A 12,178-nucleotide genomic window follows, 5' to 3' on the forward strand; every position below is an offset into this window, starting at 1 on the left:
CCAACCAGCCAATGCTCGCAGAACGCGGGTCGAACAATACGGAAGGGAACAGCGGAGGTACTGTCACAATAGGGACGACACGGTTGCCCTGCGGACTTCTACGGTGCCGGTGGGTGGCGTCAACGGCTGGGCCTCCCCTGAGCAGCGCACCTCACCGGCGCCGACCGGCACCGACGGGCACCGTGCCTCCCCCGGGCAGCCTGCCTGCCCTACCCTTTCCACAGGTACAGGGCAATTCGGGAGGGACAGCCGTGACTGGCTCGGAACAGGAACGCAAGGCTGATCTGGTGCTCGACGCTGGCGGGGTCAAGGGCATCGGCCTGGTCGGCGCGGTGCTCACCCTTGTCGACGCGGGTTACTCCTTTCCGCGGATCGCCGGCACGAGCGCCGGCGCCGTTGTGGCGTCGCTCGTCGCGGCCTACCAGAAGGCCGGAAGGGATCTTCACGAACTCGTCGAGGTGATGAACACCCTCGACTACAGCCGTTTCGCCGATCGTTCCATCGCACAGCGCATCGGCGGTCGCCTCGGTGTGGGGCTGGACCTCCTTGTCCGCGACGGTATGCATACAGGCGACTACCTGGTCGACTGGCTCGGCCCGGAGTTGGAGAAGGTGGGCGTGACCACCTTCAGCCACCTCGCCATCGACGATCCCGACGGCTCCCTTGCCGACTACCAGTCGTATTCCCTTGTCGTGCATGTCAGCGACCTGTCCCGGCAGGTGCTGGTCCGGCTGCCCTGGGACTACGACCGATACGGCCGGGATGCCGGCGCGGCCCGGATCGTCGACGCCGTCCGCGCGTCGATGTCGATCCCGTTCTACTTCAAGCCGGTCCAGGTCGACACCGGCAACGGGACTGCGACCTGGGCCGACGGCGGCCTGCTGGCGGATTTCCCGATCACGGCTTTCGACCGTACCGACGGCAGGCAACCGCGCTGGCCGACCTGGGGAGTCAAGCTGTCCGGTGAGCCGACGGTGACCCGGGACAAGCCGGTTCGCAACGCGCTCGGGCTTGCGTTCCGCTGCCTGGCAACGCTGCGCGGCGACTGGAACCGGTACCACCTCGACAGCGAGGGCGTGAACCGGCGGACAATCTACGTCGACACCACCGGTGTCTCCCCCGTCGACTTCGCACTCGACCGGGAAACCCGCGATCGACTGTTCGCGAACGGCCAGGCAGCGGCCCGAAAATTCCTCAGCAGCAGCAGCGGCGAGCTCGGGCTCAGCGACCACCAGGGATCCTACTGAGCGCACCTTCTGCATGACGGAGAGCAAGACGGGCGGCGTGCGCACCCCCCATCCCGTGCACACCGCCACCAGGCAGTGTCGCAGCCGAGCACAGGTACACCCCGGGCAGTGGTGTGGCCCACGGCCGGGCTGAGAGCACCGGGCGGGCGATGAGCTGACGCAGATCGGCGGTGCCACCGCCGATATCGCCACCGATCTCGTTGGCGTTGTGCGCCTCGAGCGCCTTCGGTGACATCGTGTGCCGGGCCAGCACCCGGTCCCGGAACCCGGGCGCGAACCGCTCCACCTGCGCTTCGATCGCCTCGGTCATGTCGACCGTGGAACCGAGCGGAACATGGCAGTAGGCCCACGCGGTGTGCCGCCCGGCCGGGGCACGGGAGGGATCCGCGACACAAGCCTGCACGAACAGTACGAACGGGCGGGACGGATGCCCGCCGCGGGCCACCGCCCGTTCAGCCGCGGTGACCTCGGCCAGGGTGCCCCCGAGGTGCACGGTCGCGGCGCCGGCCACGGACGGGTCCCGCCACGGCACCGGACCGTCCAACGCCCAGTCGACCTTGAACACACCCGGCCCGTACCGGTAGCGGGCCAGCGCGCTCCGGTAGCCGGCCGGCAGCGCAGCGCCGGCGACCGTGAGCACCTGGCGTGGGGTCAGGTCGAGCAGCACCACCGCCGCCGGCGGCAGCTCGGCGAGGGATCGCACCGGGCTGTCGGTGACCAGCTCCCCACCGAGCCGGCGCAACCGTGCGATCAGGGCGTCCGCAAGCGACTGCGACCCGCCCACGGCCAGTGGCCAGCCGACACGATGCGCCAGCACCGCGAGGAAAAGCCCGTACCCGCCGGTGATGGGTTGGCCCAGGTCGAGCATGGAATGGGCGGCGAGGCCGGCGAGCAGCGCGCGGCCACGATCGCCCCGCAGCGCCAGCCGGGCGAGCATCGTCGCCGGCCACAGCCCGCGGGCCCCGAATCGGGCCAGCGTGACCGGGGCCGCCGGGGGCAGATCGAGCGGGGCGAGCAGGCCGGTGGCGAGACGATCCGCGTCGGCGGCGAGCGGGGCGAGCAGCCGGCTCCACCCCGACCCGACCCCGAGATCGGCGTCCGTCTGCGCGACATCGCGATGCAGCAGCGCCGCCGGCGCGTCCTCAAACGGGTGCGCGAGTGGCACCGGCGGATGTGCCCAACGCAGGCCCTCCGCCGCCAGCGGCAGCGCACCCAGCGCAGGCGAGGCCAGCGCCAGCGGCAGCACAGTGGCGCACACATCGTGTCGGAACCCCGCCACGGTCAGCTCCTCGGTGCGCAGCCCGCCGCCGGCGGTCGGCGCGGCTTCGATGACGAGTACCCGCCAGCCGGCTTCGGCGAGCGTGACCGCGCCCGTGAGCCCGTTGGGACCGGAGCCGACGACGACCGCGTCGAACCCGTCCGCACTCGCTGCCACGTCGGCAGGGTATCGCCCGGCGCAGGCCCCATCGAGAGCCGTCGAGCAGTCCAGCTGGCGGTGCCTACAAGCCCTGGGACCGAAGCCAGTCCAGGGAGGTCTGGGCAATCTCGCGCCAGCCATGGTCGACGGTCAGGGAATGACCACGGTCGAACTGCTTGAGGTCGGTCACCGCGCTCGAATGCCGGTAGCACTTGACGGTGGCGCGGGCGACCGCATCGGGAGCCGTGTGATCCTGGCGGCCGGAGATGATGAGCAGTGGACCGCGGGTCGAGTTCTTCACGTCGACCTTCGCCGGGGAATTCGGCGCGACGTTCGCGGTCGCGGCTTCGAACAACGGGCGGGCCGGGGACGGGATCGTCCACATGTCATACAGCTCGTCGGACTCCTCGCGGCTCAGCTCGTTGCCGAATCCATACCTGAACTCCTGCTTGTTTGGGACGAAACTCTTGGTAAGATTCAACGGATTCCGCAGGACCGGGAACGCGGACTTGAGCTGGGCGACGGGCAGCGGCAGAACACCTCGGATCTGCGCTGGATCGATCGCGATCGCGGCCGCGGCCAGATTCTGGCCGAGCAGGCTCTGCGCGATGAGACCGCCGAAGGAGTGGCCGATGACGATCGGCTTGGCGGCGAAAGTCTGCAGAAATTCGCCGTGATGACTGATGATCTCGCTCAGTCCCTTGCCGGCCTGCGCTTCCGGGTTCCCACGGGCCTCTTCGACCGTGGCGCCGGCCCCTGGCCATTCGGGAGTCGCCGTCTCATAGCCGGCTTCTGTGAACAACTCGGTCCAGTTCCGCCAGCTCGTCGAGTGCAGCCACAGACCATGGATGAACACTACTGGCACACTCAGCGTTTTCATGATCCTGCTCCCCCTCGACAGTCCCGGCCAGTCCACTGACGCACAAATGGATAGTCAAAGCCGATGAAGTCAGAACTGTCAAGGGGGGCGGATACGATCCACCTACGCAGGTCACCTATCTCAGGCGCGGTGCCGACATGTCATGCTAGTGGGTTGATACCGGTTCGGCCGGCAGCCCGACCGGGAACCGCCTGGAGGTGACCCGCCGATCACATGCGAGCTCCAACAGAGCTCTCAGTTGAACGTATAGACGGGGAGGTTCGCGGTGATGATGTGCTGGTGGAAGCTGAAGACCGCCGGGTCCGTCGGGTCGACCGTAGCGCTGACCCAGTGGTTGAGCGAGCTACCGAACGTCATCACCCGGGTGAAGTTCTCGATCACGTTCCCCGCGTCATCACTGAGCGGCTTGTCCACCGTGAAGTAGTGGCTGTCACCGTTGACCAGAACAACCGGCTTACCGAAGTCGACGGCCGCGCGGGCGAGCAGGGCCTTGGTGTCGGCGAAATGATCGGTCGGGTCGGTAGTCGTTCCACCCGGGGTAGTGGGACTGTCACCAAACATGTCGGCCTGCAAAGTGATCATGATGGCTGTCGAGCCGCTCGCCTTTGCCGCCGCAAAGGAATCGGTGATCCACTGTAGGTTGGCAGCGTTACGCGCGGCATACTCCGCGTTGGCCTCGGCCTGCGGGCCGTCCTTGACATCACCGTCGGGAATGTAGTTGTTGTTGCTGCCGGGGACGTTGATGCCGACGTAGGTCACCGGGCCACGCGTCCAACGCACGTTCTCCGGGTACTGCGGGCTCTGCCTCGTCAGCCGGATGGTACGACTCCCCAGGCTCCGGTTGTCCGGAAAGAAAACCTGGCGGAGGTAGTTCAGACGGTCGACCGAATCGAACGTCGGCCCCACGGTGGACGGCCGGTCACAGTCCGTCCACTCGTTGTCGCCGGGAACGTAGACGACCGGATCCCGGAACTGGCTGAACAGATTCAGGGAGTATTTGTAGACATCCGGCTGACCAGCCTGCTGCGCGGAACCGTCAACATCTGCATAGCACGGCTCACTGCCGTTCTTGATGTCGCCGTCGAATACGGAGAACTCCAGGTTCTGGGAGTTCATGTCGGCGATGACGTTGGGATACTGCGCCCGGCCCTTGGGACCGTACGGCATGTCGCCGAAGAGCCCGATCTCGTAACTCCGCGGGTAATGCTGGGAGTCGTGTCGATCGGTGTCATTGGAATTGGCGCTGGCCGCGGTGGCGGTCACGCCGGCGGCAACACAGCCGAACGCGAGAATCACAGCAGTTAATCCGACGACCTTGCGACGGGAGGTCATGGGTGACCTTTCTGACGATGAGACGGATACTGGGAACAAAGCAGCGGAGAACGACGTCCACGTGATGCCCGGACGAACGCCTCGCGTCCGCAAGATTGCAGTTGTCATACTCGGTGCCGACTCGACACCGCCAGGCCGCCCACCACACACCCGGTTGATCGCACGCTACCCACGGTCAACGTAGTCGACGCTGACATCGACCGATGGTGACATCTCCAAGCCGTGACTGATAGCAACGATGTGGGGTTTTTGATCGAGAGAATGTTCTGACCCTCCGCACCGAGCGCGGCGCAGCGCCCGGCAGCGTCGACGGTGCGCCCGCCGTAACCTGGGGCCCATGGTCAACCGTCTGTACTTCCGTCAGCTGCTGTCCGGGCGCGACTACGCCCTCGGCGACCCGATCGCGACTCAGATGGTCAACTTCACGTACCTGATCGGCGATCAGGAAACCCGGGACGCGGTCGTGGTCGATCCGGCGTATGCGATCGACGACATCCTCGCGGCCCTTGCCGGTGACGGCATGCGGCTCACCGGCGTGCTGGTCACACACCATCATCCCGATCATGTCGGTGGCGAGATGCTCGGTTTCTCCCTCCCCGGGCTGCACGATCTGCTCGGCCGCGTTCAGGTTCCCGTGCACGTACACCGCGACGAAGCCGAATGGGTGCGGCGTACCACCGGGGTCGGCGCCACCGACCTGGTCAGTCATGACCACGACGACGTGGTCGATGTCGGCGCGGTGGCCATCCGGCTGCTGCACACCCCCGGGCACACGCCCGGAAGCCAGTGTTTCCTGGTGAACGGCGGGCGACTGGTCGCAGGCGACACGCTTTTTCTGGAAGGCTGTGGACGTACCGACTTTCCGGGCGGTGACCCCGACGCCATGTACACAAGTCTGCGAGCGCTGGCCGCGCTCCCGGACGACCCGGTCGTCTTTCCCGGGCATCTCTATTCAGCACAGCCGTCGGCGCCAATGTCGACGGTTCGGCGCGACAACACCGTTTTCCGGCCTCGTACCATCGAACAATGGCGGATGATGTTCGGCCGGTAATCCGACCGGGACGCATTGTCGACCGGGACGCATTGTCGACCGGGACGCGCTCGATGCCTGGTGACCGGGCAGCCACGGGACCGACGGCAAGCCCGGACACTACGGACGACCGCCCCCGTCGACAGAACCTGCCGATCATGCGTCATGTCGCGGCGGCCCCGGCGCTGTTGCGCTCCGTGTCGATCCCGCCGCCAATTCATCGGCATTACCAGTAATACCCTCCTGGGTTCAACCGATTACCCAACGAATTCTCCGCCGCCGTGACCCGGATCCCCCTGCCGATCCGCAGATGCGCGGGATAGCCCACCGGCCGGCCCCACCAGAAGCTGCGTGCGTTGACAACGTTCAGTCGGCGTGGGACGGTACCAGGACACCCTTACGCCGTAAGTCAAGGAAGAGAAAGAAACCCGCCATGGCCACGAGCGCTCTGCCGGCAGGCACCGTGTCCGGCCGCTGAGACGGCGACGAATCACTCCACCGCAACTACTTCAGGTAGTGAAAGCACGGGCTGCCAGGGGCACTGGTCGTTGCGTTGGTGACGTCCCGTTACCAACGCATCCGCTAGCACGAGAAGTTCAAGCTCGGAACGTCGAACGCCGTCGACGGTGAGCGCACCACCCGCGAGAGGTCCTCGGCGTCGCCGCTGCCGACCCGAAGACCGCGACCCGAAGACCGCGATCCGTGGCCACGGACGGGCCCGCCTCCCCGCCCGTGGCTGCGGATTCGCCGTAGCAGCCGCAGCACCGCACCGTCATCCCTATCTGTGCCGCTCCCGCTCTTGCGTGGCGTGACGACCCAGATTGCGACTCTCTGTCATCGCGAGGTGGGTTCGCAGGCGCCGGATTAGCAGCCGCGTGTAAGTTCTCAACTGCTCCGACCCGGCCCGTCCGGTCCCCTTGTTCGCGCCGAATGACCGGATGGTGATCTGCCGGGCACGTGTCTCGCGCAGCCACAGGTCCCGTGAACCGAGGACGGACAGTAGCCAACATGGCGAAGAGCAACCGAGCCGGCACCCGCCAGCCACTCAGTCGTGAGCGGATCATCGATGCCGCTGTCCGGCTCGTCGATCGCGACGGCGTCGACGCGCTCAGCATGCGCCGTCTCGCCGGCGTGCTCGGAGTGGAGGCCATGTCCCTGTACAACCACGTTCCCAACAAGGCCGCGGTACTCGACGGGGTGACCACGGTCATACTCGATGAAATCGATATAACCCCGGCGACGATCGGACCGTGGGAAGACCGGGTCCACGCCATTGCCAATGAATTCCGCCGCGTGGCGCTGGCTCATCCTGCCGCCTTCATTCTACTGGCCACCCGGCCGGTGCGCTCGAAAGTAGCCATCCGGGCGTTCGATACCGGGGTGGCTCTGCTGGCTGACGCCGGCTTCGACAAGGCCACCTCGGTCCACGCGATACGCGCCATCGTCGCTCTTCATACCGGGGCGCTCCTGCGCGAACTCGCCGGCGGCGGCAGTTCACTGGTCGAGCGGTCCCAGTCGCCCGGGGTGCGGGCCCGACAGATCGAGGAGCTCCAGGCGGGCGGCTTCCCCGCGCTGGCCGCGGCCGTTCCCGATCTTGCGACCTGTGATCATGACGAGGAGTACCGGTTCGGGATGGAGATACTCCTGGCCGGGCTCCGCCAACGTCTGGGCCGGTAGCAGAAAGGGAGCGCGATCACCGAACGATCGCCGAACGATCACCGAACGGCGCGATGCGGGTGGGCTGGCAGTGGTTTCGGCGTGATGTGCCCCCCATCTGACCGTTCAGTGATCGCCCGGGGACGGCCACGCGATTGGGTTAGGTCGCCGGACCTCGATCGCGGTGGTCGAGGTCCGGCAGTCGGCAGTCGGCAGTCGGCAGGTGCGGCAAAGCGGCAGGGGCTCGAACCGCGGGGCTCTGGCGGCGCCAGCCCTGGCGGTTGACTCACGAGGAGGTCCGCATGGTGGGTGAGGAGCGTCCCGGTACCTCCGCGTGGCGACTGCGGGCAGCCGCCCTTGGGTGTGTGACGGCGTGCATGACCGGCTCCGCCGTCGCGATCGGTACGGGGACCCCTGCGTCCGGTATGGCGGGTGGTCTCCTCGACGCCACCATCGTCCCGGGTCCGGCCATCCGTACCTTCGCCGCTCCCGGCCTGGTCACCGCGGCGACCGGCAGCCCCATTCCCTCGCAGCGATCCGGTGTCGCAGACCGGGTCACGCCGGGTGTGGTGCGCATTGTCTCCACGCTCGCCTCACAGAGCGGGTCCGCCGCGGGAACCGGCATGGTGCTGAACTCCGCCGGTGAGGTGCTCACCAACAATCACGTCATCCAGGACGCCGCAAGCATAACCGTCACCGTCGCCAGCACCGGACGCGCGTATCCAGCCGCGGTCGTCGGCGCCGACGCAACCAATGATGTCGCCGTGCTCCAGTTGCGCGGCGCTGCCGGGCTGACCACGGTGCCGATCGGAGACTCGGCGAAGATCTCGATAGGCGCTTCCGTCGCAGCCGTCGGCAATGCCGAGGGTGGAGCACCGACCGTCGTCACCGGCGCTGTCACCGCCCTCAACCAGAGCATCACCGCCACCGACCCCGGTGGCGGCAACGCCGAGCAGCTGACCGGCCTCATCAGGACCAACCTCGCGATCAAACCCGGCTTCTCCGGTGGTCCGCTGGTCAGCGCGGCGGGTCAGGTGGTCGGTATGGACACCGCTGCCACGATGTTCAACGAGTATCTGCCGGCTGGGATGCGGGCCGGGTACTCCATCCCGATCAACCATGCGATGGCTGTCGCTCATCAGCTCGAGGCCACAAAGCCTGCGGGCACTGCGGGCACTGCGGGCGGTGACGATGGCCGTGGCGCCGCAGCCGGTACCGCAACCGGTACTGCGACCGCTGCCCGGCCCGGCTCGTCCGCCGCGCGGGTCGTGATGACAACGGCTGCCAGGCGCACTGGCGACGTCCACAACGAAGGCGAAGACGGCGCCGACGGCCGGCGGAATGCTCCGGTCGCGCCGGTGCGCGCGATTTTGCCGCAGGTCGGCCAGCGGCCCGCACGGCCCAGCCGTCGCCGGCCCGGCCGGCAGTCCGGGTCCAGCCAGCCGCGTGGATGAGAGCATCCGTCTGAACCATCGGACATGTTCAGCCGTGATGCGAAGGTGACGGCTCGCCGAGACGAGGAAACGGTCCTACGCGCGCTCCAAGAGGAGCACGGTAGCGCTGTGTTCACCTATGCGAACCGGCTGACGGACGGGGACCGAGGACGGGCCGAGGACATTGTGCAGGAGACGTTCCTGCGGGCATGGCGACGCCTGGACGCGGTGGCGGACCCCGATCGCGGCTCGATCCGGTCCTGGCTGCTCACGGTGGCCCACAACATCGCGTGCGACCAGTACCGGGCACGGCGGTCACGACCGTACGAAGTGTCGCATGTCGATGTCACGGAGGTCCCCGCGGCGGACGACATCGAGCGTGCGATGGAGCGTTGGCTGGTCGCGGACGCGCTGGCAACGCTGAGTCCGGCACACCGCGCGGTGATTGTCGAGACCTTCTACCGGGGCCGGTCGGTGGCCGAGGCCGCCGAAGCTCTGGGCGTTCCGGTCGGGACGGTGAAGTCACGGGCGTTCTACGGGCTCCGGGCGCTGAAGCTCGCCCTGCGGGAGCGGGGAGTGAGCAGATGAGGTGCGAGCAGGCTGAGCTGACGCTCGGTGCGTTGGTCCTCGGGGCACTGGAGCCAGCCGAGCGAACCGCGGTTCAGGCGCATCTGGCCGGCTGCACCCGCTGCCGGGACACGCTCAGCGAGTTTGCGGAGCTGCCCGGGCTGCTGTCGAGGCTGAGCCCCGAGGAGGCGGCATCAGGACTGCCCGCACCATCGCCGGACCTGCTACCGCGGATGGTCACGGCCGCCCGGGCGGTGACGGCGCAGCGCCGTCACCGCCGTCGTCGGCTCCTGGCCGTTGCGGCAGCCGCGGTGGTCGCGGTGAGCGGCACTGCCGCGGGGCTGGGCATATCCGGGTCCGACCCCCCGGCACGCACGGTCGTGTCCGCCACGGATTCAACGACACGGGTGCATACGACGATCTCGTTCGCACAGGTCGGCCTCGGTACCGGTCTAACGATCACTGTCAGCGGGGTGCCGCCGGAGGAACACTGCCAACTGGTGGTGGTGGCCACTGACGGCACACGTGAGGTCGCCGCCACCTGGGTCGCGACCTACGCCGGGGATGCCCGGGTCCAGGGCAGCACACGGCTGCCGCGCGAGCAGATCCGTGAGGTGCTGGTGATGACCGACGACGGCCGCCGCCTGGTGAGCGCGCCGCTCTGACTCCGCCGGTGGCCCGCCTGTCACCTGCCGCCCGCCGACCTGTCGCCGGCTGTGCCGACCCGCGCGGGGGTTGAACCGCCGGGCGGGCCCGGACGTGATGAACAGTGACCACTCGCCGGGACGAGCGACGGCTGTCCTCCGGCGGTCAGAGCGAATGGGAGTCGTGATGAAGAAAATTGGCATGATCGTGTCCACCATGGCGGTGGCCACCGTCCTCGCCGCGTGCGCAGGCAGCAGCGACGACGGTGCCGGGAGCAGCTACGGCACCCCGGCCCACACGACGCCTGCCACAGGCGGTGGGGCGGTACCTTCCACCGGCGGTACGGCGGTATCGACGGCGGCGACCGTCGCCGTCGGCCCGACCAAGGTCGGTAATGTCCTGGTCGGCGCCGGCGGACGGACCCTGTACCTCTTCGAGGCAGATAAAGGCACCACATCGTCGTGCAGCGGAGCCTGCGCGGCGGCCTGGCCGCCATACGTCGCCGCGGGCGCGCCCACAGCCGGCGCCGGCGTCACTGTCGCTCTGCTCGGTACCACGGCCCGACCTGACGGGACGCGGGAGGTCACCTACGGCGGCCACCCGCTCTACTACTACGTCGGTGACACCAGCCCCGGGGACGTCAACGGTCAGGGAATCAACGGGTTCGGCGCAAAATGGTATGTTCTGGCAGCCTCGGGAACTAAGATTGACACCGATTAGGCAGACGGTCATGGTCAAGGCGGCAGTGCCCCGACGACCATCATGATGAAACGTCCATCAATGCCGGTTGAACAGCCCTCTTATCGGTGCATCACCCCGTCCTAGTAACCGCGACGACAGTCGACCACGTTGAGCAGGCGCTCACCGGCCAGCCACCGACGGAGCTGATGGGCGAAGAGCACCTCGAGCCGGGACCGACTGCTCGGGGAGCACCAGGTGTGGTGCGGCAGGACGACCACATTCGGCCGCTGCCACAACGGATCCGTCGCAGGCAGCGGCTCCTGGCTGAAGCCGTCGAGGACGGCCCCGGCGATGCGGCCGGCGTCCAACAGGGCGATCAACGCATCCTGGTCGATGACCGGACCACGGGAAATACTGATGATCCACGCATGGGACGGCAGCTGCGCGAGTTCCCATTGACCGAGCAGGCCCGTGGTCCGGTCGGTGAGCGGGAGCGTGCACACAAGAAAGTCCGTGTCAGCGAGCATCTCCCGCCACGAGCCGTCGTGCACGACGGCCGTGACCCCGGCCACCGCCCTGGCTCGTGGGCTGCGGGTCACGGCCACGACGTCAAGCCCGAGGGGCTCCAGTAGCCTCGCTACCTCCGTGCCGATCGAACCCAGACCCAGTAGCAGCGCACGCCGGCCCACCAGATCCCGCGGAACTATGCTGGTATCCCAGATACCGTGGGCGCAGCGCCCGAGGAAGTCGACAAGCCTCTTACTTGCCATGAGCACACCAAGCATGACCCATTCGGCAATAGGTCGGGCATGTGCGCCCGCCGCATTCGTCAGTACTATCTGACGAGCCGCCAGTTCCGCCAGTGGCAGGTCGTCGACCCCCATCGAGTCGGAATGAATCCAGGCGAGTCCGGGGTAGGCATTCAAACACGCCCGCAGCCAGAACCGACCATTCTCCGCGCCGGGTCCGCCGCTGCGCCACAACACCGCCGCCTGGTCGGCCGTCAGGCCCAACCGATCGGGCATGTGCGGGTACACCGCGAGCGGCAGTCGGCCTCGCCTCTTCATGTCGCCGATCGATCTGGCCCCGGCTGCGGTGGTCACCACATGGACGGATGGCACCTGCGAACGCTACCTCGACAGTGGCGAGCGGCGCCCCACCGTCGACGGTCCGCGCAGAAGGCCGGCTACGACCCGACACGGCCGATCCGGGCCGTTCGCACATTGTGTCCGCCGTACCTTGTGTCCGGCACACTTGGCGTCCGGCACACTTGGTGTCCGAAACAAAAAA

Annotated in this window: 11 protein-coding genes; 7 read left to right on the forward strand and 4 right to left on the reverse strand. The window is 67.7% G+C overall.

Features of this window, described 5'->3' with window-relative positions; genetic code table 11:
* The first annotated feature begins 251 nt into the window (after positions 1-251).
* Entirely contained in the window at positions 252-1,247 is a 996-nt protein-coding gene (locus U9983_RS10705) for a patatin-like phospholipase family protein (RefSeq protein WP_322753859.1), read from the forward strand.
* On the opposite strand, the gene U9983_RS10710 is transcribed toward U9983_RS10705, so the two are convergent.
* The 3 genes from U9983_RS10710 to U9983_RS10720 all read right to left on the reverse strand — a co-directional run bounded on the left by U9983_RS10710 (position 1,222) and on the right by U9983_RS10720 (position 4,876).
* The gene (locus U9983_RS10710; protein ID WP_322753860.1) at positions 1,222-2,682 is read right to left on the reverse strand and encodes an NAD(P)/FAD-dependent oxidoreductase; all 1,461 of its coding nucleotides are present in this window, start codon (positions 2,680-2,682) and stop codon (positions 1,222-1,224) included. The genes U9983_RS10705 and U9983_RS10710 overlap by 26 nt on opposite strands.
* Positions 2,683-2,746: 64 nt before the next feature.
* Positions 2,747-3,544 carry an alpha/beta hydrolase gene (locus U9983_RS10715; protein WP_322753861.1) on the reverse strand — a complete coding sequence of 266 codons (798 nt, stop codon included), beginning with the start codon at positions 3,542-3,544 and terminating at the stop codon, positions 2,747-2,749.
* A gap of 234 nt (positions 3,545-3,778) precedes the next feature.
* Positions 3,779-4,876, reverse strand: coding sequence for a hypothetical protein (locus tag U9983_RS10720; protein ID WP_322753862.1), 1,098 nt, complete (start codon positions 4,874-4,876; stop codon positions 3,779-3,781).
* 337 nt (positions 4,877-5,213) lie between these two features.
* On the opposite strand from U9983_RS10720, the gene U9983_RS10725 reads away from it, so the two are divergent.
* The 6 genes from U9983_RS10725 (at position 5,214) to U9983_RS10750 (ending at position 10,927) form a co-directional block, all read left to right on the forward strand.
* A complete protein-coding gene (locus U9983_RS10725; RefSeq protein ID WP_322753863.1) occupies positions 5,214-5,927 on the forward strand; it encodes an MBL fold metallo-hydrolase in 714 nt (237 codons plus the stop codon).
* Between the two features lie 987 nt (positions 5,928-6,914).
* Positions 6,915-7,583, forward strand: a complete 669-nt coding sequence (locus U9983_RS10730) for a TetR/AcrR family transcriptional regulator C-terminal domain-containing protein (protein WP_322753864.1) — start codon at positions 6,915-6,917, stop codon at positions 7,581-7,583.
* Positions 7,584-7,864: 281 nt separating this feature from the next.
* Positions 7,865-9,016 carry a S1C family serine protease gene (locus tag U9983_RS10735; RefSeq protein ID WP_322753865.1) on the forward strand — a complete coding sequence of 384 codons (1,152 nt, stop codon included), beginning with the start codon at positions 7,865-7,867 and terminating at the stop codon, positions 9,014-9,016.
* A 24-nt stretch (positions 9,017-9,040) separates the two neighbouring features.
* Positions 9,041-9,583 (forward strand): sigma-70 family RNA polymerase sigma factor, encoded by a 543-nt coding sequence (locus tag U9983_RS10740; protein ID WP_322753866.1) that lies wholly within the window; start codon positions 9,041-9,043, stop codon positions 9,581-9,583.
* Positions 9,580-10,227, forward strand: coding sequence for a zf-HC2 domain-containing protein (locus U9983_RS10745; RefSeq protein ID WP_322753867.1), 648 nt, complete (start codon positions 9,580-9,582; stop codon positions 10,225-10,227). Before U9983_RS10740 ends, U9983_RS10745 begins: the two co-directional genes overlap by 4 nt.
* 166 nt (positions 10,228-10,393) lie before the next feature.
* The gene (locus U9983_RS10750) at positions 10,394-10,927 is read left to right on the forward strand and encodes a hypothetical protein (protein WP_322753868.1); all 534 of its coding nucleotides are present in this window, start codon (positions 10,394-10,396) and stop codon (positions 10,925-10,927) included.
* Between the two features lie 101 nt (positions 10,928-11,028).
* On the opposite strand, the gene U9983_RS10755 is transcribed toward U9983_RS10750, so the two are convergent.
* Positions 11,029-11,955 carry a D-2-hydroxyacid dehydrogenase gene (locus U9983_RS10755; protein ID WP_322753869.1) on the reverse strand — a complete coding sequence of 309 codons (927 nt, stop codon included), beginning with the start codon at positions 11,953-11,955 and terminating at the stop codon, positions 11,029-11,031.
* Positions 11,956-12,178: the final 223 nt, after the last annotated feature.

This window comes from Protofrankia sp. Cas3, from assembly GCF_963555955.1.
Lineage (GTDB): Bacteria > Actinomycetota > Actinomycetes > Frankiales > Frankiaceae > Protofrankia.

What these genes read in the sequence shown, in the direction of transcription:
- U9983_RS10715 (WP_322753861.1), bottom strand. Translation starts at nt 3,544, where the DNA reads ATGAAAACGCTGAGTGTGCCAGTAGTGTTCATCCATGGTCTGTGGCTG.
- U9983_RS10720 (WP_322753862.1), bottom strand. Translation starts at nt 4,876, where the DNA reads ATGACCTCCCGTCGCAAGGTCGTCGGATTAACTGCTGTGATTCTCGCG.
- U9983_RS10725 (WP_322753863.1), top strand. Translation starts at nt 5,214, where the DNA reads ATGGTCAACCGTCTGTACTTCCGTCAGCTGCTGTCCGGGCGCGACTAC.
- U9983_RS10730 (WP_322753864.1), top strand. Translation starts at nt 6,915, where the DNA reads ATGGCGAAGAGCAACCGAGCCGGCACCCGCCAGCCACTCAGTCGTGAG.
- U9983_RS10735 (WP_322753865.1), top strand. Translation starts at nt 7,865, where the DNA reads ATGGTGGGTGAGGAGCGTCCCGGTACCTCCGCGTGGCGACTGCGGGCA.
- U9983_RS10740 (WP_322753866.1), top strand. Translation starts at nt 9,041, where the DNA reads ATGTTCAGCCGTGATGCGAAGGTGACGGCTCGCCGAGACGAGGAAACG.
- U9983_RS10745 (WP_322753867.1), top strand. Translation starts at nt 9,580, where the DNA reads ATGAGGTGCGAGCAGGCTGAGCTGACGCTCGGTGCGTTGGTCCTCGGG.
- U9983_RS10750 (WP_322753868.1), top strand. Translation starts at nt 10,394, where the DNA reads ATGAAGAAAATTGGCATGATCGTGTCCACCATGGCGGTGGCCACCGTC.
- U9983_RS10755 (WP_322753869.1), bottom strand. Translation starts at nt 11,955, where the DNA reads ATGAAGAGGCGAGGCCGACTGCCGCTCGCGGTGTACCCGCACATGCCC.